Source organism: Chitinophaga caeni (assembly GCF_002557795.1).
Lineage (GTDB): Bacteria > Bacteroidota > Bacteroidia > Chitinophagales > Chitinophagaceae > Chitinophaga > Chitinophaga caeni.
Window position 1 is genome coordinate 2760631 of record NZ_CP023777.1, and the last position, 23628, is coordinate 2784258.

Annotated in this window: 16 protein-coding genes; 8 read left to right on the forward strand and 8 right to left on the reverse strand. The window is 43.2% G+C overall.

Going from position 1 to position 23628, the window contains the following annotated elements; all coding sequences use genetic code 11:
- Position 1: 1 nt before the first annotated feature.
- On the reverse strand, positions 2-670 hold the full coding sequence (locus tag COR50_RS11710; protein WP_098194154.1) for a MarR family winged helix-turn-helix transcriptional regulator: 669 nt from the start codon (positions 668-670) through the stop codon (positions 2-4).
- A 99-nt stretch (positions 671-769) separates the two neighbouring features.
- Here COR50_RS11710 and COR50_RS11715 point away from each other — a divergent pair, with 99 nt between their 5' ends.
- The 5 genes from COR50_RS11715 (at position 770) to COR50_RS11735 (ending at position 7476) form a co-directional block, all read left to right on the forward strand.
- The gene (locus tag COR50_RS11715) at positions 770-2266 is read left to right on the forward strand and encodes a phytoene desaturase family protein (protein WP_098194155.1); all 1497 of its coding nucleotides are present in this window, start codon (positions 770-772) and stop codon (positions 2264-2266) included.
- The gene (locus COR50_RS11720) at positions 2263-3108 is read left to right on the forward strand and encodes a phytoene/squalene synthase family protein (protein ID WP_098194156.1); all 846 of its coding nucleotides are present in this window, start codon (positions 2263-2265) and stop codon (positions 3106-3108) included. The genes COR50_RS11715 and COR50_RS11720 overlap by 4 nt, the downstream gene beginning before the upstream one ends.
- Positions 3109-3123: 15 nt before the next feature.
- Positions 3124-3591 (forward strand): sterol desaturase family protein, encoded by a 468-nt coding sequence (locus tag COR50_RS11725; protein ID WP_098194157.1) that lies wholly within the window; start codon positions 3124-3126, stop codon positions 3589-3591.
- Positions 3588-4748: a lycopene cyclase family protein gene (locus COR50_RS11730; RefSeq protein WP_098194158.1), complete on the forward strand. Its 1161-nt coding sequence runs from the start codon at positions 3588-3590 to the stop codon at positions 4746-4748. The genes COR50_RS11725 and COR50_RS11730 overlap by 4 nt, the downstream gene beginning before the upstream one ends.
- Positions 4749-4965: 217 nt before the next feature.
- Positions 4966-7476 (forward strand): phosphocholine-specific phospholipase C, encoded by a 2511-nt coding sequence (locus COR50_RS11735; RefSeq protein WP_098196204.1) that lies wholly within the window; start codon positions 4966-4968, stop codon positions 7474-7476.
- A 101-nt stretch (positions 7477-7577) separates the two neighbouring features.
- On the opposite strand, the gene COR50_RS11740 is transcribed toward COR50_RS11735, so the two are convergent.
- From COR50_RS11740 to COR50_RS11770, 7 genes are all read right to left on the reverse strand, one after another.
- Positions 7578-8402, reverse strand: a complete 825-nt coding sequence (locus tag COR50_RS11740; RefSeq protein WP_157760775.1) for an endonuclease/exonuclease/phosphatase family protein — start codon at positions 8400-8402, stop codon at positions 7578-7580.
- 73 nt (positions 8403-8475) lie between these two features.
- The gene (locus COR50_RS11745; protein ID WP_157760777.1) at positions 8476-10089 is read right to left on the reverse strand and encodes a hypothetical protein; all 1614 of its coding nucleotides are present in this window, start codon (positions 10087-10089) and stop codon (positions 8476-8478) included.
- A gap of 19 nt (positions 10090-10108) precedes the next feature.
- A complete protein-coding gene (locus COR50_RS11750; RefSeq protein ID WP_098194161.1) occupies positions 10109-11023 on the reverse strand; it encodes an endonuclease/exonuclease/phosphatase family protein in 915 nt (304 codons plus the stop codon).
- Positions 11020-12777 (reverse strand): RagB/SusD family nutrient uptake outer membrane protein, encoded by a 1758-nt coding sequence (locus COR50_RS11755; RefSeq protein ID WP_098194162.1) that lies wholly within the window; start codon positions 12775-12777, stop codon positions 11020-11022. Before COR50_RS11755 ends, COR50_RS11750 begins: the two co-directional genes overlap by 4 nt.
- Before the next feature lie 21 nt (positions 12778-12798).
- Positions 12799-16068, reverse strand: coding sequence for a SusC/RagA family TonB-linked outer membrane protein (locus COR50_RS11760; RefSeq protein ID WP_098194163.1), 3270 nt, complete (start codon positions 16066-16068; stop codon positions 12799-12801).
- A gap of 77 nt (positions 16069-16145) precedes the next feature.
- The gene (locus COR50_RS11765) at positions 16146-17207 is read right to left on the reverse strand and encodes a FecR family protein (protein WP_098194164.1); all 1062 of its coding nucleotides are present in this window, start codon (positions 17205-17207) and stop codon (positions 16146-16148) included.
- Positions 17208-17247: 40 nt separating this feature from the next.
- Positions 17248-17793: a sigma-70 family RNA polymerase sigma factor gene (locus tag COR50_RS11770; RefSeq protein ID WP_098194165.1), complete on the reverse strand. Its 546-nt coding sequence runs from the start codon at positions 17791-17793 to the stop codon at positions 17248-17250.
- Between the two features lie 484 nt (positions 17794-18277).
- On the opposite strand from COR50_RS11770, the gene COR50_RS11775 reads away from it, so the two are divergent.
- The 3 genes from COR50_RS11775 to COR50_RS11785 all read left to right on the forward strand — a co-directional run bounded on the left by COR50_RS11775 (position 18278) and on the right by COR50_RS11785 (position 23611).
- Entirely contained in the window at positions 18278-18880 is a 603-nt protein-coding gene (locus tag COR50_RS11775; protein WP_098194166.1) for an RNA polymerase sigma factor, read from the forward strand.
- Between the two features lie 97 nt (positions 18881-18977).
- Complete coding sequence (locus tag COR50_RS11780; protein WP_198405636.1) at positions 18978-20162, forward strand: FecR family protein; 1185 nt, start codon at positions 18978-18980, stop codon at positions 20160-20162.
- A gap of 80 nt (positions 20163-20242) precedes the next feature.
- Entirely contained in the window at positions 20243-23611 is a 3369-nt protein-coding gene (locus COR50_RS11785) for a TonB-dependent receptor (RefSeq protein WP_098194168.1), read from the forward strand.
- Positions 23612-23628 lie beyond the last annotated feature (17 nt).

Sequence of the window (23628 nt, forward strand, 5' to 3'; positions counted from 1 at the left end):
ATCAATCTTTTTTTAGAATCTCATCTACTTTATCCAGGTTGTTCATAAATATCGGTTTATGAAAATCGTCTAACCGGAGGAGCAGGTTCATCAACTGTAACTGCTCCGCCGGGGATAAATCACCGAGGATCAGCCGGGAGATTTGATCCATATTATGGAATAACTGCCCCATCATCAACCTACCGCTTTCACTTACAAATAAATCCTTGCTGCGCTTATCTTGCGGATTCGGTTGTTCTTCTATGAATCCCAACTTGATCATCCGGTTAATAATTTCAATACCCGTCGGCTTTTCTTGTATGTTTCTTTGTATTAACTGCGTTTTATTCATCGGGCCATGCTGTAATAAACTTACCATGTAACCGAACTCGTCCATCGATTGTAAGGGACTGCCTTCCAAGCCCTTCTTTATATATAATTTGGCATAGCGGTACATGTAAACGATTAACTTGCTAATCATTCCCCCAACATGTGCATCACTATAGCCCTCCGGAGTAGAGGCGGGCGCTGCCGGCATAGTAGATTGCCTGCCCGATTCTATCCAACGCACGAACTCGCTAAGCTCCGGCTGTTCCAAGCACGTAGCATGCTCATATTCTTCCGCTAATCCTATTAAAGATTTTATAAATGTATAATCCAAATCTCCTCCCGGTTTTAACAAAATTAACAAGATTATCTAAAAAATAGTCTGTTATCATACCAAAATTCAATTTAAGTAGTATATTTACATACGAAATTAGTATGTTTTCGTATTATTTAGGTTGATTTTATGGATAAAGTCATTGTAATAGGTGCTGGTTTTTCAGGTTTGGCTGCTGCTTGTTGCTTGGCTGCAGAAGGGATTGAAGTAACGGTATTGGAAAAACATGACCAGGCCGGCGGCAGGGCGAGGCAATTAAAGTCGGAGGGTTTTACATTCGATATGGGGCCAAGTTGGTATTGGATGCCGGGTGTATTCGAACGTTTTTTCAACCGTTTCGGTAAAAAGACCACTGATTATTACACGTTGAAACGTTTATCACCTTCTTACAGGGTTGCCTGGGAGGATGGAAATATGGACATCCCGAGCGGGTACGCCGAGTTGAGAAAATTATTTGAATCGGTAGAAAAAGGGAGCGCCCGGAAGCTGGACAAATTTTTAGATGGGGCGGCAAAAAAGTACGCCATCGGCATGGAGAGATTGGCATATCAACCCGCTTTGAGTTTGAAGGAATTCGTAGATAAAGATGTCATAAGATCCCTGTTGCAATTAGACCTGTTCAATTCAATGTCGAAGCATATCGGCAAATATTTTAATGATCCTAAACTTCGGCAGATACTGTCTTTCCCGGTTTTATTTCTCGGCGCGATGCCAGATCATATCCCGGCATTATATAGTTTAATGAATTACGCCGATATCAAACTAGGTACATGGTACCCGGTGGAAGGCGGTATGTACAGTATCGTGAAAGCTATGCAATCCTTAGCCACATCTTTGGGAGTTGCATTCGAGTTTCAACAGGATGTAGCGGCATTTGAATTTGTAGGAAATAAGGTAACAAATGTCGTTACGACCGCGGGGAAACATTGGGAGGCCGACGGGGTGGTGGCCACTGCTGATTACCACTTCATCGAGCAAGAGCTGTTACCGCCTTCTTACCGTACCTATTCCGATTCCTATTGGACTAAGCGGGATATGGCGCCATCCTGTTTACTATATTATATCGGCTTGAATAAGAAGTTGCCGGGATTGCAGCATCACTCGCTATTTTTTGATGCGCCATTCGATCAACATGCTGCCGATATATACAAGTCGCCCAAGTGGCCGGATGATCCATTATTTTATGCTTGTTGTACCTCGGTATCTGATGAAACAGTTGCCCCGCCGGGATGCGAGAACTTGTTTTTATTGATCCCGGTTGCACCCGGACTATCCGGCGATACAGTTGAACTGCGGGAGTTTTATTTCAAGAAAATTATCAAGCGGATGGAAAAGCATTTACAAACTTCCATCATGCCGCATATTATATTTCAACAGCATTATGCGACTTCGAATTTTATGCAAGACTACAATGCCTTTAAAGGAAATGCTTACGGTCTTGCCAATACCTTAACGCAAACCGCATTATTAAAACCTTCACTCAGAAGCAGGAAAGTGAAAAACTTGGTTTACGCGGGACAATTAACCGTTCCCGGGCCGGGCGTTCCCCCGGCGATTATTTCGGGGGAAATAGCAGCCGGGGAGATTCTCAAAACATTAGCGTCCAAAAATGCGATGATGATATGAACACAATCGAAACATATTCAGCCGTATGTATGAAATGTAGCCGCGAGGTTACCAAGCATTATAGTACCTCGTTTTCCTGGGCGATCAAATTATTGCATAAAGATTTGCAACGGCATATTCATGCCATTTATGGGTTTGTTCGTTTAGCGGACGAAATTGTAGACACTTTTCACCAGTACGATAAAGAGAAGTTACTGAATGTATTTCGATCCGATGTATATGCGGCGATCCATAATAAGGTTAGCTTGAACCCGGTTTTACAAAGCTTCCAGCTAACGATACATCAATATAACATCCCCCTGCAACTGGTCGATGATTTCCTGGAAAGCATGGAGATGGATCTTGATAAAAAAGTTTATCATACCCATGAGGAACTAGATTCTTATATCTATGGATCTGCGGAAGTAGTGGGTTTGATGTGCCTGATGGTTTTTTGCGAAGGGAATGAAGCGCTGTACAATGATTTGGTCCCGACGGCTCAACAACTCGGGGCAGCTTTTCAAAAGATTAATTTTTTGCGCGATCTGGAAGATGATCAATCTCATTTACAACGCTCGTATTTCCCGGGTGTCGATCTAAGAAATTTTGATGAACAGGTAAAGCAAACAGTGGAAAATGGTATTGCAACGGACTTCGAAGCAGCTATGAAAGGTATCTTGAAATTGCCGATCAAGGCACGCTTCGGGGTCTACGTTGCATACCGGTATTATTTTTCGCTGTTTAAAAGAATTAGGAAGCAGCGGGCAGCATCCATCCTGCAACAAAGGATCAGGATTCCCAATGTTCAAAAATTAGCTATCATTTTAGATGCTGGTATCCGCAGTAAAATGGGCGCCTGGTAAAATGAATGATCGATTATGATTTTATTTTTTTATATACTCATCGTACTGCTCACTTTTATCCTGATGGAAGGGGTGGCATGGGCAACGCATAAATATGTAATGCATGGATTGTTATGGTATCTACATAAAGATCATCACCAGAAAACACCGCATTTCTTCGAGAAGAATGATGCGTTCTTCCTCATCTTTGCCATTCCCAGTATATTATTGTTTTGGTTCGGTTTGAAGGATGGCCTGAACTGGATGTTTTTCATGGCCCTGGGCATTTTTCTATACGGCTTAGCGTATTTTATGGTGCATGATGTTATTATTCACCAGCGTTTTAAATGGTTTTCCCGCTCTAACAACCGCTATATACGCTCCATCCGTTGGGCGCATAAAATGCATCATAAGCACCTGGAGCGGCATGACGGGGAAGCCTTCGGGATGCTTTGGGTAACGAAGAAATATTGGAGAAGCGACCTAAATACTCTGCATAAATGACCCGGTACGATTATATAATAGCAGGTGGTGGTTGCGCCGGGCGCAGCTTGGCGGTTCGCTTGTTGCCTTACCTGGAAGCCAAGGGGAAAAAGTTATTGATCGTTGACCGGGAGTTTAAACATTCTAATGATAGAACATGGTGCTTTTGGGAAGAAAAGCAGGGGCTGTTTGAGTCCATCGTTTATAAAAGATGGTCAAACTTAAAAGTAGCTTCGGCAGATAGGCAATTGCAATTTTCTATCGCACCTTACCAGTACAAAATGATCCGCGGGATCGATTTTTATCAGTTTACCGACCAATTATTAGAACATGCGCCACAGGTAGACTTCTTAAAGGCCGTAGTAGCCGAGATGGGGCAAGATAAAAACTCCGCTTACGTTATCATTGATGGAGATAAATACCTGGCCGATTATATTTTCAATAGCATTTCCCCGGTCGTAAAAAATGATCCTTTTCCGTTTATAAAGATGTTGCAACATTTTAAGGGTTGGGTCATAGAAACCGGGGAACCCGTTTTTGATCCGGGGCAAGCGGTCTTCATGGATTTCGATGCCCCGCAAACTCAAGGCACGGGCTTTTATTATGTACTACCATTTACGGAAACCAGCGCCCTGATCGAGTACACGGTTTTCTCTCCCGCCATGTTAGAAGATAAGGAATACGATACGGCCTTATCAGGATTTGTTCGCACACATCTGCATGCTACCGCTTACAAGATATTAGAAGTGGAAAAGGGTAGTATCCCTATGACGGATTATCCTTTCAACAGGAATAATGATAGGATCATCCATACCGGTACTGCCGGTGGGCAAACAAAAGCTTCCAGCGGGTACACGTTTAATTTTATACAGAAGGATTGTGAAGCAATTCTTAACGCTTTAATAGAAGATGTTCCGATAGGTACGTACCGGGGAACACCCGGTCGCTTTCATACTTATGATGGAATTTTGCTCGATGTATTACAAAATTCTTCTTCGAAAGGTAAAGATATTTTCATGAGATTATTCGAAAGAAATGATCCCCGGAAGGTATTGAAGTTTCTCGATAACGAAACGAATATATGGGAAGAATGCAGCATCTTTTTAACCTTGCAACTATTGGATTTCACTAGGTCTTATATCAGGCGATCTTACAGGATCGCAATGGCTGGCACATAACCAGGTACACCCTGTTCCTGATTATAGATTGTTGAAAATGAACCTTCCCCTGATATCTATCTAGGGAAGGCTTTTTGTATATAGCCGGATCGGTGAGCGGGATGCAAATTAAATAAATATTAATCCTGGCCGCTTATCACAAAATCTTATAATTTGGAAGATACCTTTGCTATTTTTCGAAGACATATTCTTTACACTTATTATTATCTTCATTATTATGACGGATTCAAGAAGAGATTTTCTTAAAAAATCAGTTCTATTATCCGGTGCTACAGGACTTTCCACGATACTTCCCGCCTCCGTGCAGAAAGCTTTCGCTATAGATCCTTCTCCCGGTAGCACTTATTTAGATGCAGAACACATTGTAATCTTAATGCAGGAAAACCGCTCTTTCGATCATTGCTTCGGTACTTTGCAAGGCGTGAGGGGCTTCAATGATCCCAGGGCTATTACTTTGCCTGATGGAAAACCTGTTTGGTGCCAAACTAATGAGAAAGGGGAAACGTATGCTCCTTTCCGCTTGGATTTGAAGGACAGTAAAGTTACCTGGATGGGCGCTTTGCCGCATTCCAGGCCCAGCCAAGTGGATGCTTGGAACAAGGGTAAGTACGATCAATGGCTCCCGGCGAAACGTTCCGGACATAAGGAGTTCAAGGAAATGCCGTTGACCATGGGATACGTTACCCGGCAAGATATTCCATTTAACTACGCCATGGCAGATGCTTTCACCGTTTGTGATCAGAATTTCTGTTCCGCGATGACCAGTACAACTCCCAACCGCTCTTTCTTTTGGACAGGTAAGATCAGTACCGAGGTTGACGGCGTTATGCAGGCACATATCCGGAATGACAATTACAGCTATGGAAAGTTGGGCTGGAAAACATTCCCTGAATATTTACAAGAGAATGGCATTGAATGGAAATTTTATCAAAATGATATCAGTTGCGGCGGCGGATTTAAAGGCGAAGAACGTTCGTGGTTAGCTAATTTCGGATGTAATCTCTTGGAATTTTTCGCTGCTTATAACGTGAAATTCTCCAAGCGTTACGTGGAGAGCTTAATCAAGCAAATAGATACTTTGCCGGAGGAGATTAACAAGCTCCAGGAAGCCAGTCCTTCAACGGAAGATGCCGCCCGGAAAAACAGGGAAAGCATCAATAAGAAGCAGGCGGCACTGGATAATGCGAAGGAAGAGTTTGCCAAATGGAATAAAGAATCGTATGAAAAATTAACCGGTCAGCAAAAGCAGCTTTTCAACCGCGCCTTCGTGAATAATGCTGCTGATCCTGATTTTCATAAGCTCACAGCATTAAAATATAAAGACGGAAAAAAGGAACGTGAATTAAATGTTCCCGAAGGTGACCTGTTTTATCAATTCCGTAAAGATGTGAACGAGGGGAAATTACCGACCGTGTCTTGGTTGGCCAGCCCGCAAAATTTCTCCGATCACCCCAGCGCCCCATGGTACGGCGCATGGTATGTATCCGAAATTTTAGATATCCTTACGAATAACGAAGAGGTGTGGAAGAAAACGATCTTCATTTTAACTTATGATGAAAATGATGGTTATTATGATCACGTGCCTCCATATTCTATTTGCGATAACAAATTGCCGGGAACCGGGAAATGTTCGCCTTCTATCGATACCGAGATTGAACATGTTCGCCTGGATGCTGAATTGAAACAAGGGCTTAGTAAAAAGAATGCCCGCGAATCCCCGATAGGATTGGGCTTCCGGGTGCCGCTGGTAGTGGCTTCCCCTTGGAGTAGGGGCGGTAAGGTTTGTTCACAGTTATTTGAACATACGTCTACTTTGCAGTTCTTGGAAACCTTTATTAACCAAAAATTTAAGAAAAATATTCACGCTGAGAATATCAGTAACTGGCGCAGGGCTATCAGCGGCGACCTAACCTCGGTATTTAGCCCCTTTGATGGCAGCAAACCGAAGCCTTTACCTTTTATTGAACAGCACAAGATCGTTGAAGATATCTATAACGCGAAGTTCAAGAATCTGCCCAATGGTTACCGTGAGATCTCCGATCGCGATGCGAACGAGATTGCCGGCAAAGGTTTGCGTTTACAAGAAAAAGGAACGCGCCCTTCCTGTGCCTTACCGTATGAATTATATGCTGATGCCAATAAAGAACCCGGTTCAAGTGTATTGAAGTTGCAGCTAAAAGCAGGGAACAAAATATTTGGTAAGAAGTCCGCCGGCGCCCCGTTTACGGCCTATGCTCCCGCTAAGTTCAAAGGGGAGTTAAACCGGAACTGGTCGTTTGCTTTGGTGGCCGGGGACCAGTTGGATTACGATTGGAACATTCAAGAATTTGATGATAATAATTACCGTTTAAGGGTGGGTGCACCGAACGGTTTTTACCGCGAATTTGTTGGTGATGCCAATGATCCCTCGATACATGTTTCCGCTAAGCCGGAAGTAAGCGGTGTCGGTATGAAACCAACCGGTAACCTGGTGGTTCAAGTTAAAAATTTAGCAGCATCCCCGGTGTCTATTTTGGTTGCCGATAACGCTTATGGAAACAAATCGATCAGCCGGGAAATTGCCGCTAAAAGTACCGTGGAAATGGTGCTGCCGTTGAGCAAAAGCAAGGGCTGGTATGATTGGTCAATGACCGTTAAAGGCGAAAAAAAGTACCTGAGAAGATATGCCGGAAGGGTAGAAGATGGAAAGGAAAGCCTGACGGATCCGTTTATGGGGGGAGAGGTATAAAACAAACGTATTGCATATAGAAAACCGGGATCCAATTCGATCCCGGTTTTTTTTGTTTTGGGGCAGCGTTAGTAAACTTGTCGTTAAAATATGGAGTGTAATTATCGCTCGGTTTTCAACTCGAAACTTGCCAGGAAGGGCAGGTGATCCGAACCGTATTGTTCCCCTGTCAACACTTTTTCCGAGATAACCTTGAAACTTCCCGCGGGTGCATACCATAGGTAATCTATTCTCCTGCGCGGTTTGTGCGTTGGTATGGTCGGCGCTTTCAATTGGCTGGCATCGCTAAAATAAGATTGCAATGTTCTAACTGTTTGACTGGTATCCAAGGCATTGAAATCACCGCCGATAATAAACGGTAAAGAAAGTGTACGGGCTTCTTTAACGATTTGTGCCGCCTGGAAATCCCTGTTCTTGGCTGTGGTTACATCCAGGTGGGTGCTGCCGAAATAAATTTGCCGTTGTTTGTCCAGTTGAACTTTAGCAATAATAAAGGCCCGGTTTTCCCCCGAAAATCCCGCTATGTTTTCAAGCGGTACCGTGCGTGTTTCGAGGATAGGATATTTCGATAAAATTCCTATGCCATAACCACCACCATCATAATCGATGGCTTTACCGAAATAATAATGCATCCCTAACTTACCGGCTAATACTTTCAGCTGAAATTCTTTACCCGAACGTCCTGCCACGCTATCCAACTCCTGGATGGCAACCAGGTCGGCGCCGGAATTTTTTATAGTCCCGGCAATTGTGTCTAAGTCAATATAATCTTTTGCTTCCCCCGGCGGGTTGGCATGGTGAATATTATAAGTTAATACCTTGAAGTTTTTTTTACTTTGATCTTGCTTGGTCTGGCTGGATTTGCACGCTGTGAAAAATGCCGCGGCAACGAAGCATCCGGCTAGCAATCTTTTGTTCAATATCATCAAAATAATTTTATAAAAACAGGCTTGAGCGGGAAAAGATTCCATCAAGCCTGTATAAATGAAGAAAAAGAAATTACGGGTTGTAATCGAACAGCGATACAGGGTTGTACTTGGTTCGATTATCTACTTCGGGAACTTTAATCTCCAAGGTAGCTGTGGCTACGCCATTGGAAACACTGTACTCCCTCACCATCACGATACCAAATGCCTGGTTACTAATCGGATCCCATTGTCCCCAACCTATAATAAAACCGCTCCCGGCCTTGAGATCACTATTGGTACGGCGGTTTGTTTTATAGAAGTTATAATTCTCGCCGCCTTGAGCTACCGGGGCACGTACCTTGGCATCGAGGAATTCCATCATTTGCCCATCCCATTCGAGGTTGTCAAAGGCGGCAGGAGTGATAGCGGGTCGGTTCGCGGTAACGAGCGTGTAGGTAGCATTGGTGAAACCAACCATGTAAGGCGCCATGGCATCCGCGTAAGCTGTTCCCGCTGCAAATACGGCTGCCGGCATAATACGGAAGCTGGTAGAGCTATACTTTACCAGCGCGATATCGAGCATGAGTTGCTGAGCGGCGGCAGTATTAATATCGAATACATGCGGCGCTTGGTACGCGGCAAACCAGTTATTTTTTCCCGGCCCTATTTCCGTGGTCAGTTGGATATTCGTAAAACGTACCAACTTGTTATATACCTTTTCTACGGGGAACTCGGTGGCGCGGGTTTTATTACCTGCGTTCATCCCCGTAATGCGGATGGCTTCGGTACCTTTATCGCCATTGAATTTCAGGCTGAATGCGAATTCATCTTTTACATCGCCGATCGTGATATTATTTTCCGGGCCATATACACCGTTTATTTTCAGTGCGTAAGTAAGGCTTGTTACATCGGAACCGGAATATACATTCCCGTTCAACGTATTTTCGACACCGGCATAAACTACAGGAACCGCCGTGGCGCCACCCTCCATGGCAATGCTAACATCATCATCAACCACGGTGCCAATTTTGAAAGTATCGACAGCCATACCACCGAAACTGTTTTTGGCTTTAATCACGATAGCCGTCATGTTTTTGGGTATGACTACGGTAGCGGCAAAGTCGATATTTTTGGGGTTGCTGAACGCGATCGATGTTTCGGGGCTTGCAGTTCCATCCACGATCGTTTGAAAGGTAACAGATTCAAGGTCATACTCGGAAGTGATGGAGCCTTCTACTGTTAGTTTCTTGTTTTCAAACACTGATTCCCGGGAGTCGATGCCATCTTTAAACTCCAATATAGGAGCACTTCTTACATTTTCCGGGCTAATGTGAACTTCGGTATTTTTATGATACTTATCAAAAGTTATGATGACCAGTTCCCGGAAATTAGCTTCCACGGTGAATACTACATCTTCATCCAAAGAAGTAGGGTAATCTGTATTATCAATGTAAGTTGGTGTGCCAGATTCGGTGCCGTTAGCATTGTTATAAATGATATAATATGCCAAGCGTTTCACCCCGGCCACGGCTTCGATATGAACGGGGATGCTGATTTCTTCACCCACGTTATAGCCTTCTACGTTTAGGTATTCATCGCTGATGGTAATAACAGGTCCTTGCAATTGGTCTTCATCCTTCTTACATCCCGAAAGCCATAAACTTGCCATTACACAGCTTAATATAAAGTACACATGTAATTTCATGCTAATGATATTTAGATGATTATCTATTAATGTTTAACTCGCTTACCACGGGCAAATGATCGGAACCCTTTGCTTCGGGCATTACAGCATAGCTTTTAACGCTGAAGGCATTTGCCGGTTTATATGCCAGGTAATCGATGATCGATGTTGGGTTTTGAGCGCTGAAAGTATTAGGGCAGTTAACGCCGCTACAGCCCCTTGTGAAATGGGCGTCAAATACCGCGAAAAAGTCCGTTGCGCTTGGTTTTTCGTTCATGTCACCACCGATCAACAAACGGTGTTGAAGGTTATCAGCAATATTGCCGACTTCCGTGATTTGAGCGACCCTGCTTGTTGCGCTGTTATGTTGTAAATGCGTCACTGCTACATAAATAGAATCTTTACCCGGTAAATCTACCATGGCAATACCCATGACCCTTTGTTCTTCATCGGCGTTTTCTTTGGGAAGCAAGTATTTTTTTACACCTTTCAGCGGGTATTTGCTGAGGATGGCGACCCCGTAAAAACCTTTACCATACGAGATAGCGGAGTAAAACGTGAAATTCATCTGCGTTAACTCCCCGAGATCCTTGGCCTGGTCGCCGTTGTAGCCATTCCTACCTGTATTTTTGTCAACTTCCTGTAGGAAAACGATATCTGGATCGGCAGCATTGATAGCATCTGCAATGGCTTGTAAATCGGTTGTACCGGGATTGGCCGGGGGAGCGCCCGCATGAATATTGTAAGTCATGTATTTAATACCGGTCATTAAAGGCTCGGCATCATTATCATTCCCGTAGGTCGCATCACCGTAACCCAGCTCCACGTATTTTGCTTCGCTATTGGGTAAATACGGATCCTTGTTACAAGCTGTAAATGTTACTAAGCCGGATATCCCGAAATATAAGGCGGCTTGCAAGCATTTTTTATAGTATATAGATTGTTTCGGCATCATTTCCAATATGGGTTTTGATCTAAGTTAGGATTGAGGTTCAGGTCTTCTATCGGCAATGGCCAAAGGTAATCCTTGGTTTCATCGAATGTTTTAGCGATGTTTTTATTCGTAATAATATTACCCTTCGTGCCGCCCGACAGGTCACTAGCCGGGATTTGGTAAGGCCCGGTTGACGGTGGTTTTTCACCGGTGTATATTTCCACGTCGTTGGAACCGTTATGATCTAAATCATAGAAACCGGGGTCAGGGAAATACATTCCTTGGAAAGCATCCGTAAGCAGGTGTCCTTCTTTCCAACGCATTAGGTCTTCCCAACGAAGATTGCTTTCCATCACCATCTCGATCCTTCTTTCGCGCCTGATTTCCAGGATGACGCCTTTATTATTGGCGGAAACATTCTTGTATTGATTGACCAGGTATGGATCCGGGTTGGCATTGGCCGCGGCCATATCGAGATTCGGCATGTTGACGCGGTCGCGCAATAGTTTGATCGATTTATCGATATCGGCTTGCGTGAGTGTTCCGAGTTCAGCCTTGGCTTCCGCATAATTTAGTAATACCTCGCCGAAACGGAACAGCACCAGGTCTTGAACCGACTGCCCGTTACCATCGTAAGTAGGAATATTCATCCACTTGATAGGCTGGTAACCCGTCATGGTTGCTTCAAAATCTGGTGATATTATCTCGGTTTGCCCGATGCGGGTATAACCCGGCGTCCTGATGGTTTGAGATAACCTCGGGTCGCGGTGTTGTACTTCTTCGAAAAATTGAAGGGTATCATAACCGGGTTGATCAGTGAACCTGGTTCCGTCATCCATCAGGTAGCTATTGACCAGGCGTTTTTCAAAGCCCGGTTTGCCTTGAGTCCTGGCGGTGATATAGAATTGTAAGTTATGTTTTAGGCTGAGATCATTTGAATATCGCCTGCCGAGTATCACTTCATCAGCTACGGGATCAAGTGTAAGCTGGCAAAATAGATCTTGGTAAGGCTTTCCTGTTGGTCCCGTTGTTTTATCATAAACTTTGTAAACCCCGGATTCCATTAGTAATTGCGAAGCGGAAACACATTCGTTCAGGAGTTTGTCAGCATCGGGTAAGCTAAACTCAGTATGGTATTTGCGCCAGGTGCCTTCATATAAACAAATCCTGGATTTAAGCGCCAGGGCGGTCCACTTGGTAACCCTTTCCACGCTTTTAGTATCATCTAAATGATCGATTGCGAAATTGATATCCGCCAAGATGGAATCCATTACGAGTGTGCGGGGATCGCGGGGTTTCATCAGGTTGGCTTCATCGTTGGTTTCGATAACAACATTATAAAAAGGTACATCGCCGTACCATCTTACCTTTTCGAAGTAGAAGTACGCCCTGAAAAACCTGGCGAGACCGATATAATGATTTCTTACTTCAACATCTTTGTAATTGATAACGTTTTCGCTGTTCAACATGAAGTTGATGTTTCTAAGGGGACCCCATCCCCATTTGCTATCAGTTGTTGGAATCAACCTGGTACCGCTAACCTCCCTGGCAACGGAAGATTTTACGATATTATCGGCAGCTTCCCCATAGATTCCTGCATCTCCAGGAAAGTATGAATAGAATAGGTTGGTATATGTTTTTAAATCCGTTTCTGATCTAAAAAATGTAGGAGGAGATACAGAAGCAGTTGGGTATCGCTCCATAAAATCTTTACTACAAGAAGCTAATAAGCTTCCGGCAATTATTATCGGGAGAAAAATATGTTTCTTTTTCATACTCATTTTAATTCAAATTGATTAGAAGGATACGTCCAAGCCGAATGAGAAGGTCTTACTAAATGGATAAACCCGGCCATCGTTATTTGACATAGCTTGTTCAGGATCGATATAATCGGTTCGTAGTTTCGTCCATGTCCATAAATTCTCACCGCTAGCAAATATTCTTAAGCGTTGAATCTTGTAACGGTCGAGTAGGCTCTTTGGTAAAGTGTAACCGATCGTGAGATTTTTTAACCTTAAGTAAGCTAAATTTTGTAAATAGCGGTTGTTGGTTGCCCTTAGCTCGTTGTTAGCGTTTAAGGCTACATATGCGAGTAGATTTGGGAAATATGCGTTTTTATTTGTTTCAGAATAAATATCTTTCTCGAAATCTTTTGGAATGAATGAGAAATACGGGCGCGAATACGGTCCCCAGAACCTGTCCGCATTATTCCCTGGATACCAATTCATTTTACCCAGTCCTTGGAAGAAAACCGAGAAGTCGATATTATTCCAATTTGCACCAAGATTAAATGCATATTGATATCTTGGTGTGGAATTACCGATTACTTTCTGGTCGCCCGGATCTGAAACGGTATTTTCACCTGCACTAATTTTTCCATCGCCGTCTAAATCTATCCATCGTAAATCTCCGGCTTGGATCGGTATGTTATTGTCATTTCTGACACGGTTCAACCATGTTTGATCTACCGGGTATGTTTTGGCTTCAGCATCAGTTTGGAAGAACCCGTCGGTAATATATCCCCAAATTTCGCCTACTTCTTTACCTTCGTACATCGAGTAGGTCAAGCGTGTAGTATTCTGCACCTTGGTAATCTTGGTGTGATTATCGCTCAAGATAAAAGCAGCATGGTATTGGAATGGTTTTCCCGCTACGCTGATCATGTCTCTCCAGTTAATTGATAACTCGAAACCTTGTGTTCTCAGGCTTGCGATATTGATTTCAGGAGGGGTGGAACCGTACACATTGGGAAGCACCAAACCTTGGCTTAGCATATCTTCCGTATTCCTGATATAAGTATCGAAACTAATGCCTAACCTATTATTTAAGAAAGCTGCGTCCACACCTAAGTTGTAAGATGTAATAGTTTCCCAGGTTAGATCGCCAGATACTGGAGCTGGTGAATTATAATATTTCGCCCTTTCTCCATCGAGCATATAAGCCATCGTGCCAGGGTTCATGGTAGGGATATATGGATAATAACCGCTTACGTTTTGATTTCCTAATGAGCCATATGAACCGCGTATTTTCAAATCGGAAAATACATTCCTGATCGGGTTAAAGAAATCCTCTTCACTAATTCTCCAAGCTGCGGATACAGATGGGAAAAATCCCCAACGGTTATCCTTCGGGAATTTAGAAGTACCGTCATACCGACCATTTAATTCGAGCAGGTATTTGCCTTTATAATCATAGTTTAACCTGTAAAAGAGGCCCATTAGCGCATATTCGCTGGAGCCGCCGAATACTTTCTGTTCGCCGGAGCCAAGGTTGAGGTCATTGAGATCTTCCGAAGCTAAATCCATCCTTTGCGCGGTAATTTTTTTGGCGAGATGTAGCTCTTGGTTATATCCTAATAAAGCTTTGATGTTATGAACTTTATTGAATGTTTTGGCATAATCCATATATAAATTGGCCACATGTACCTGGTTGAATTGCTGTTCTTCCGATAATTGGTCGATCGAATATTTAGGTGTAATATCTATAACTCCCGGGTATAATGAATATTTTGCGGGTGCTTGGCGATAATAACTGGGATCAGTATATAAGCTGTAGCTGTAATTTCCGCGGATATTTAAATTTTTAACCGGGCTGATCGTTACCTCGTTGATCGTAGTTAACTCGTATTTTCTATCTTGCCCTCTCGTATGTCCATCAATTAACATCGCAAAGATTCCGTCACCGATGTCATAATTATTCAACCCGGTGATATAGGTTGCCGTACCATCCGGGTTCATCGGCGCATAAGCTGGCGAAGCATGCACGTTGATATGGATGAAGTTTGCACTTCCCCCACCTTCGCGACCATAATATTTATAGCTGGAATTGTAAAAATTAGTATTATTTGAAAACTTCAACCACGGTGTCATTTGCGCAGAGAATTTAGCCCTTAATGTTTTGGAGCTGTATTTATCCGTATGCAAACGCATGATCCCATCTTTGCTTTTCAGGTTACCGTTGATCATGAAATTAATCTTATCATTACCTCCCATCAAGGAGATGTTGTGGTTCTGCATCGGTTGCCACTTTGTGAACATTATATCCCACCAATCGTAGTTGCCGTAATAAACATATTGATCACGGCCATTTCGATTCTGGATTGTTACCCATGGACGGGAAGGATCCTCCGTTTTATCATTTCTCCTGGCCAACAACTCCTGGTAGTCTTGTTCCGTATAGCCAGAGTAGCCACCGATATGTGCTAGGGCTGCATCATTAAGCTTCATCCAGTCGTAACCCGTAGTAATAAAATCAGTGCTAACCGTAGGTGTGCTGAAGCCGAAGGAATTATTATAGCGAAGCGACATCTTACCAGATTTGCCGTTCTTTGTTGTAACAAGGATTACCCCGAATGCACCGCGCGCACCATAAATAGCTGCCGATGAGGCATCTTTAAGTACGGAAATAGACTGTATTTCCTCCGGGCTTAACCTGTCTAATGTGCCGGGAATACCATCTATTAAAACCAAGGGAGCTCCGGATACCGCCGAATTCCCATCAATAGAAGTCACACCCCTAATATTCAACGAAGCCATTTGTCCCGGCGTTCCGCTCGCCACCCTGATATTGAGGTTGGGCATTACACCTTGCAACATCGAGGTGATGTTCGTGGCGGGTCGATCACGGATCTCGTCACCGGAAATTTGGTTTACGGCGCCCGTTAAATTGACTTTCTTCTGCGTGCCGTAACCAACTACTACCACTTCGTCCAGGTCCGACTGATCGATCGCTAGGCTTACGACCACGGAATTGGGCACACCGCTTTTTACAACATAGCCGGTAATAGAACGTTTTACATATCCGGTAGAAGAAAACTCGAAGCTATAAGTACCCTCGGTGGGCATATTGCTGAACTTGAAATGACCGGCCGTGTCGGATAAGGCCTGGTATACCTTCTTGCTGATCGAGTTTTTAACCGTGATGGAAACGAAGGGCATCGGTCCGCCCTCTTCGTCCGTAACAACTCCCGTAATGGTGCCGCTGGATTGCTGCGCCATGGCAGCAAAACTGAAAAGCAGCAAGGAGAGTAAAAAGGATTTTCTGAATAATTGTAGCATTTTGAACATACGCTAAGATTGATATTAATTAAAATCTCAACCTTAGTACGTTGCCCGTGCCCCGTAACCCCTAATTTGTGATGGATTTATTTTGAAATAATGTATTTATGAGTGTCAACCTGCTTGTATTTCAGTCCGTTAGCGGAGCAAATATTTTCAATAATTTTATCGATTGATTGGGCGGCATCGATGGAAAGCAGCATATTTGTCGATACGACGATATCCGTAGGATACCTGATTTCTACATCGTATTTCTCTGCCAGGTAATCAAATATTTCGTTGAGGTTCTTGTTTTGGAAGTTGATATATGTTTTATGGCCTTTTACATCGGTAACAATAGCAGCAGGTGCATGCCTGGTTGCCGGGCTGCTTTCTTTCCTGTTATGAGCTGCTTGCCTACGTTTGGCAATAGTTTGGAGCTCGTAAGGAACCGCGATAAATTGCTTTTCAGTTTCCAGGTAAGCGAAAGATTCACCGGGTTTTACATATTTATATAATGTACTGTCACCGATCGCGCGGATGATAATTTTTCCTTCGTAAAGATGAACAAATGGAAGATCACGGTAGCCATCCACTTCAAATTTAGTTCCGAGGGCCGTTGTCGCGATGCTTCTACAGAGTACGGTGAAAGGTTGGGCATCATCCTTCGTTACATCAAAAACGGCTTTACCGATCAACTGGATATGCCTTTCGTTCTTATTATAATTCCCCGCGTAGCTAAACTCGCTATTAGGGTATAAAATGATACTGGAGTTATCCGGTAAGGTAATTTTTTCTACCCCGGAAGAAATATTCTTGTGGTGAAAACTCGCGAAATCGGTAGCGGTGGTATCCGGGAGTGCAGCCCGCCGGGATCTATTCATGAAGAATAAGGTACCGACCAATAACAAGGCAACCATGGCCGTGTACTTAATGCCGGTGTACAAGTTTTTTTGTCTTTTCGTTTTACGGATGCTCGCGTTGTAAACCGGGTCAAACTGGCTTTGGTCACTGTGTGCTTCATGGCCATTCACAAGGAATTGTTTCCACTCGTCTTCAGATAATAAGTTATCCAAATGGGCGGAATCTTCATCAAGTTGTTGGGCGAGCTTGGCTAGCTGCTGGGCTTCTTGATCACCTGGGACCTTATTTTGCTTTCTTTGCTTCATGCGGCCGTTAACCTAACAAAGCTAAGTAAATGATGCGGGATTAGTTAACAATATAAAAAATTATTAACAGTACTTGGAAAAATGGCTTCATAAAACGCAGGGCCAAGGTAATATGTTGCTCCACGGTTTTAGGGGAGATGGATAATTTTGCCGCGATCTCTTTATTTGTATGACAATATATTTTACTTAATCTAAAAACCTCCCTTCTTTTCGGTGGCAACAAATGCATGAGCTGCTCGATTTTCGACAAGGTTTCTTTATAATATATCGTAGGTAATATTTCCCCGTGCAGGCTGCCGCCTATTGGAATTACCTGGTAGTACTTTTGCCTGGTTTGAATCTTGCGGATTTCATCGATCAAGGTTGTCTTAGCAATCCGGAAAATTTGGATGGCGATGTCTACAGCGGGATCAAGACTCCGTCGGTAGCGCCACAATTTTATGAATGTTAGCTGTACAACTTCTTTGGCCAGGTAATCCGATGATAATTTTTGATACAAAAAAGTATAGAGGGGAGCGTGAAATTCATTGAAGATGTCACGGAAAACAGCTTCATTATCCCCTTGTAATTCAGCAATTCTGTGCATTGGTTACGAAAATTTGGTCAGTGAATAACTGGGATAAAAGTAAACAAGCGATGAATAAAATGCCTTCCGATTGTATAAGATAACTTTAAAATAATAATAAATAATTACGATTGCAACAATTACTCAAGATTTTCAGCTGCATAATTTTTAAACTAAAAATTTAAATATTATTAGTTAATATTACGATAGATACATTGAAGTTGGAAGTGAATTTAGTATTAGTGTTCTTTCATTTGTTTGTCTACGTTAAGATTCTTTTTAAATTTATAACCGGTTGTGTGTAGAATGGGAGCTTTCACCGTTGAAAAACTTTGTAAACCTTTAACCTTGCTGCTTTTAGGCTGTTAGGTTCATGTTACACGGGCGTTAAGTTTATATTAAGTTCAATCAAAGTCTTTTGCAATCAATCAAGAATTTGAATCTTTGTTTTCATCCCTAGTCAATTTACTAGCCTTTTCATCCTGTAGATAAATTGTATCTTATCATGTCAATTCGTGAAGAAATACCGGAGAATCAACTCATCGAACTATTACAAGGTGGCGATGTGGAAGCGTTTGATACGTTATATTACCGCTATTTCAAAATCATTTCTGATAATATTTTACGGATTACTAAAGATTATACCGCTTCTGAAGATATTTTACAGGAAGTATTTGTGAGCCTTTGGGAAAAAAGATATACACTAAAACAAGATCAGCCGCTCGCTAACTGGTTGTTTGTCGTAAGTTATAATAAATCGATGAATTACTTGCGCAACAGGATGAAGGAGCAGCTTAAAACGGCTTCTATTGAAAAGCAGCATAACGATAACGGTGGTTTGGAACAGGATTGGCAACTGACCGAAGCCCAATTATTATTGCTGGAATCGGCTATAGAGCAACTTCCGCCGCAAAGGAAAAGGGTTTTTGTTCAATGTAAACTCCAAGGGAAATCTTATGCTGAAGTAGCGGAGAACTTGCAAATTTCAAAATATACAGTTAAGGAACATATCGTTAAGGCTAATGAATTTATAAGGGATTATATTCATATGAATCCCGGGAACTTGGCCGCCATTGCTTTTCCCGTCGTTTTTTTGACGATGTGGTGATAGTATAGCCATGGCATGCCTTGGCTCCACGGGAAAAATAAATTTCTTCGACCCCCCCCTTTTTTCTTCTCCCGGTGTATTTATTATAAATACGTATTTGAAACCGGAATCTTACATACAATTTTTATTAAATAAAACTTCCTGGACCGAGGAAGAGCTTAACTGGTTAAGACTTTACCTGCAAAAGAATGATGCGGGTGCTTGGCAGAAAGCATTACTCGAAAAATTCAGGGAAGAGCAAGCCCGGGTGGATAAAAATATCCCGGCCGAAGCGCCGCGCATATTGGAAAACATACACCGGCACATCTTGGCGGATCGTCATATAAGTAAAAAAGTGTTCCGCTTATGGCCCCGCGTTGCAAGTGTTGCTGCCGTGTTGATCTTATGCCTGGGCACATACTGGGTGTTTTTCCAGCATAAGGATACCGGAAGTATTGAGCCGGGAACAACTGCCATGCTTGATGACATAGCACCGGGGAAGAACCAAGCTGTGCTTACCTTGTCAAATGGTAAACAAGTGGCTCTAGATGATCATGGCGATGGCTTGATTCCTGGGCAACCGGGTGTTGCACTTAAAAAGCAAAATGCCTCATTGGTATATGGGAAAAACAAGGCGTTCGGCAACGTGACCGGGAATAACTTGCTTTTCGTGCCTAGGGGCGGGCAATATAAAGTAGTATTGAGTGATGGTACCAAGGTTTGGCTGAATGCCGAGAGCTACCTGGAATACCCGGTTGCATTTAATGGCGACAGCAGGCAAATCACGTTGAAAGGTGAAGCTTTCCTTGAAGTGGCACAGGACGCTAATAAACCATTTTTAGTGAATGTAGATGGTATGCAGGTGGAAGTATTGGGTACGAGCTTCAACCTGAAAGCATATAAAGACGATGCACGGTATGTAACCACTTTAGTTTCTGGCGCCGTAAGGGTTAAAAGAAACGGTAACGCGGTTAGATTGCAACCGGGGGAGCAAGCAGTTTATCTGCCCGGTAAAAATATTGCTAAGGAAGATGCTGATCTAGATTTGGCCACGGCTTGGAAAAACGGTTTATTGGCCTTCAAGAATGAAAATTTGCCGGGTGTTATGCAAACCATCTGTAGATGGTATAATGTACAAGTAAAATATGATGCATCGATCGATCCAAACAGTATTCACATCAGCGGTGCTATGCGCAGGCAGGAACAACTGGATAAAGTGTTGGAGATCTTGAAATTATCAGCGGGTATTGAATTCCATGTTTCCGGGAGAACCATATATGTGAGCCGACCAAATAATAGCTAACAAAAAATTAATGATACCAGCGTTTACCTTGGCCCCGCAATGGCCGGGAGGGCGCCCTATTGATCTACAAATCCGAATTTATGAAGAAAGAAGTCTGTAGCTTTTTACGAAGATGCTATTCGTTGCTTTTCAGCCCTATACTAAAGCTCGTTTGCTTACTGTTATTGGGATTATCGCTGCAAGTCAAGGTAATGGCCGGGACTTATTTGCAGGATCAGCCGCTTAGCGTGCATGTTAAGGATGCGGATATACAATCCGTCTTTAAAATCATCCGTAAGCAAAGTAAGTACCTATTTATTTTTAGCGATGAAAATATTGCCAAGGTCAAGAACAAAATTACATTAAGTGTAAGTAATAGCAGCATCAATGAAATTATGGATGCTTGCCTCGAAGGTACTTCCCTTACTTATAAAATAGTTGATAATACAATTATATTGCTACCGGCTTCGGAGCAAGATGTAACCGCTCAAAGAATTTCAATTAAAGGAACTGTCGTGGATGCCTCCAACGGCGAAGCTTTGCCCGGTGTAACAATCTCCGTAAAGGGTTCTAAGCAAGGAACTATCTCAGGCGCTGACGGGCATTTCCAGTTTGATAATATTACGCCCCCGGTCACTTTGACCTTCACTTATATCGGTTTTTCTAAAAAGGAAATCGTTGTTCAAGATGCTCAACCTGTAATTGTAAAATTGTCCCGTGCGAGCCAGAATATGCAACAACTTGTTGTAATCGGTTACGGAACGCAGAAGAAGCAGGATGTAACCGGCTCCATAGGGACATTTAGACCCGATGATAGGAATTCCCGCCCCGTCCTGGGACCCGATCAAATGTTGCAAGGCAGGGTTGCAGGGGTGAACATTTCCGGGGCTTCCGGCATGCCGGGTGGAGCAGTGCGCGTCAGTGTTAGGGGAATCGGCTCCTTAAGTGCAAGTAATGAACCGCTATACGTAATTGACGGGGTGCCCGTATTACCGCATAACGCCGCCATGACGAATTTCGGTGAAAATATGAATCCATTGGCTGAATTGAATCCAAATGATATTGCTTCGATCGAAGTATTAAAAGATGCGGCATCGGCAGCGATATATGGTTCGAGGGCTACTAACGGCGTGATCCTTATTACGACTAAAAGTGGGCAAAAAGGAAAGGGACAATTAAGTATTAACGCTTTTGCTAGCATGGGAAATGTTCCCAACCTGCATAAAGTTAAAATGGCAGGCAGCGATCAATATCTGGAAGTTGCCAACGAGGCCATCGATAATTATAATAACCAGTACGGTTATACGCCGGGCAATAGCAAGTTTATTCCTTATATCGATAATCCATATCCCACACTGCCGGAAACGGACTGGTTGGATCGGGTATTGAGGACGGCATACTCGCAAAATATTAACGTGGCTACTTCCGGGGGAAATGATAAAAGCACTTATTATATCTCCGGTGGTTATCAAAATCAACAAGGAACAATCCTGACCAACGAATTAAAGAAATACATGATCAGGGCCAATGTTACCGGGACGCCGCTAGAATGGCTGAAAACGGGTGTAAACCTGAGCATGTCTTATAGTGATAATAACCGTGTGCCGGGCTCCAACTTAGGTTCCACGATCATGGGACGCAGCTTGCCGCAACGGCCGTTTGACAGGCCTTATAAGCCGGATGGCAGCTATTATGTTGGTGGAACTTCCGACTTAGTATATCATAATCCTTTACAAATCTTAAATGAAGAGGTAGCGTACCTTGAAAACTACCGCTTGCTCGGAAATGCATTCGCCTCTGTGAATTTTACGAAGGACTTGATGTTTAAAACTTCCCTTGGCGCAGATGTAATCTATACGCATGATTATATCTATTATAACCAGAAACACCCGTATGGAACCGGGAACGGTAGAAACGTAGATGACCGCCGATTACTTACGAACTTGTTGATCGAAAATACATTGAGCTATCAAAAGTCCTGGGGTAAATTGAGATCTGAATGGTTATTAGGGCAATCGTTCCAGAAGATGACCACCTCTACCAGCGGCATTGATGGAAACGGTTTCCCTGCGCCATCTTTCGATGTGTTGGCTTCCGCTGCCGTGATCAATGACGCATCTACTAACCTTTATGGTAATGCCATGGAGTCGTATTTCGCGAGGGGGAATTTTTCTTATGATGGAAAATATTTGTTGTCGCTTTCCATGCGGACAGATGGTTCATCCAGGTTCTCACCAAAAAATAGGTACGGGTATTTCCCATCCATGTCGGCAGGTTGGCAAATCTCGAAGGAGAATTTTTGGCAGGATGCCGGGAAAGAATTGAAATTGCGTTTTAGTTACGGCGCTACCGGTAACCAGGAAGGGGTGAGCAATTATGCATACCAATCCCTCACAACCGGTGGTTACAATTACGATGAGAAAAGCGGTATTTCTGTTACAACTACGGGTAATGAGGATTTAACTTGGGAAAAGGCCCGTCAGATGAATATAGGTTTTGATTATTCAATGTTCCGCGGTGGGTTAAATATTACGTTGGATTATTATCAGAAGAAGACCACCAATTTACTATACAACATGCCGATTCATGCTACTTCCGGTTTCACGAGTATCACGAGCAATATCGGTTCGATGTTGAATAAAGGACTGGAACTGGGGATCAATACCAACGTCAACTTCGGGGAATTAAACTGGAGCTCTGATTTTAATATCGCGTTCGTAAAGAATGAAATTCTTTCCCTGATCGGTAATACGGATGTATTATCGATAGGTAGCAACCGCGGCCTGCAAGTTGGGCAAGACATCGGTAGTATCTGGGTTTACAAGATGCTGGGTATTTACCAAGATGATAAGGATGTGCCTCAACCTTTATACGACATAGGTGTCCGTGCAGGCGATGTCATGTATGAAGATCTAAACGGGGATGGTAATATTGATATCAATGATCGCCAGGTAGTAGGCAGTTCTAATCCCGCCTTCTACGGTGGATGGAACAATACATTCCGGTATAAGAATTTCGACCTGTCAGTATTCTTGAACTATTCCGCCGGCGCTGATGTTTACGCAACTTGGCGGATCAATACGGAACGCTTAGGATACAATGCCTTTAATAATACACTTAAAACGGTAAAGGATCGCTGGACAGGTCCGGGAACAAGTAATACTACACCCAGGGCTATTTACGGGCAAGGTTATAACTTTTACAACTCTAGCCGCTGGTTGGAAGACGGTTCTTTCCTCCGAGTTCGATCGCTTTCATTGGGTTACAACTTACCCGCATCTATTTTGCAGCGCTTGAAGATGAAGCAGCTACGCATCTATGCACAAGCAGATAACCTCGCCTTATGGACAAATTACAGCGGCTTGGATCCAGAAGTTAACTCCAGCATGGACCCGCGTTATATCGGTGAAGATAACCTGATATTACCACAGCCGCGAACGTTTATACTTGGAGTAAATGTGAGTTTCTAATCTATTGAAAAAATTGA